This window comes from Vibrio sp. 10N.261.52.A1, assembly GCF_002876325.1.
Classification (GTDB): Bacteria; Pseudomonadota; Gammaproteobacteria; order Enterobacterales; family Vibrionaceae; genus Vibrio; species Vibrio chagasii.
Genome location: NZ_MCYD01001421.1, coordinates 1 through 1,410 on the forward strand (window position 1 = coordinate 1; position 1,410 = coordinate 1,410).

Consider the following 1,410-nt stretch of genomic DNA (forward strand, 5'->3'; position numbering starts at 1 on the left):
GAGTTAGCGAGATATATTAATGAAAATGTACACTCAACTCCTGAGGTTCAAAGCCAAAGCTTGAATCGATTGGCTTCATTAAAGCAAACCCTAGCCGAGAAACAAGCCGAGTTATCAGGTGTTGAAAAAAGCCTAGGGTCGATTGACCAACAACTATCAAAAACCAATCCTGTTATCGGCCGATTAGAAGATCAGATTATTGACACACAAAGTTCGTTAACCTTACTAAAAGCAAAGTACACCAATAAACACAGTGCTGTACAGGCAAAGGTCCTGGAATTGGAACGTCTTGAGAACGAAAGAAAAACACTGCTCGCACAGAAGCAACCCGGAATGAACAGCGACCAATTGTGGGATATTGCGAGTAGCACTTCACGAGACAAACTCTCCGACACGCAACCTCTTTTAGTGACTCAACTTCATAACCTTCAACTTGTTCGGGGGCGCTATGAGTCATTAAAAGAAGAGACAAAAAGCCTTAAAACCATGATTTTTGAATTGGAACACAAGGCAAACAACTTCGGTGACAACGCAAAAGAGATGTACCGTTTGCAGCGTGATGTAGAAGTTAAGCGACAACTATTCGATGAACTTAATGAACGTTATGAGATGGCTCAGTTAACTGGCTCTCTAGGTGTGTTCGAAGAAAATAAACGTGTGAAGATTATCGACTTACCTTACACCCCGAGTATTAAATCGAATATGCCGACCTTCATATTCATCCTAGCAGGTCTGATCGCAGGCATTGGCTTGGGTGCGGGGTTAGCGATACTGTTCGAATTGTTTGACTCATCGATCAAACGAAAAAGTGATATTGAAGCGATCATGGGCGTTTCGGTTTTAACGGTAATCCCGAAAATGAACTAAGGGCTCACTATTAACGAAACGAGCACCAACCTGATGTTGGTGATCTTTTTTTAGCGATAAACACCATTGTTGTTCCATTGGAGATTTGAGCCAATTCCTCTCGCTGTCGATTGTCTTTTGATTCCTATTTTGAGAATGTAAAATCAACAGACACCAAATCAAATTAAGCCATTGATTAAACTTAATTTATTTTCTGGCACGGCACGTGCAACGTTGCAGTCATAACAACAAATATGTTTAGCAAAAAGACTTAAAACGTCAGTGCAAGGAGCCGCATTATGGAAAAGCCAAATACGAACCAACGTAAGAAAGTCATACATGTGGTTCAGCACCTAGCGCCAGGAGGTTTAGAAACACTCACTCTCGACTTGTTACGTCTTGCAAAGCCACTCGACCAAGTACTAATCGTTAGCTTAGAAGGAACCAAAGATGAAGCGATAAAAAATTGGCCGAAACTACAACCGTATCAAAACCAGATCGTGTTTTTAGATAAAGCACCGGGCGTTCAAATCGGCGTCATCGTCAAACTCATTAAGGCTTTTA

2 pseudogenes are annotated in these 1,410 nt (G+C 41.3%); both read left to right on the top strand.

Annotation, left to right across the window (positions count from 1 at the left end):
• Positions 1-867 (top strand): annotated as a pseudogene (locus BCT81_RS28680) (chain-length determining protein); the annotation flags it as partial.
• A gap of 278 nt (positions 868-1,145) precedes the next feature.
• Positions 1,146-1,410, top strand: a pseudogene (locus BCT81_RS28685) (glycosyl transferase); the annotation flags it as partial.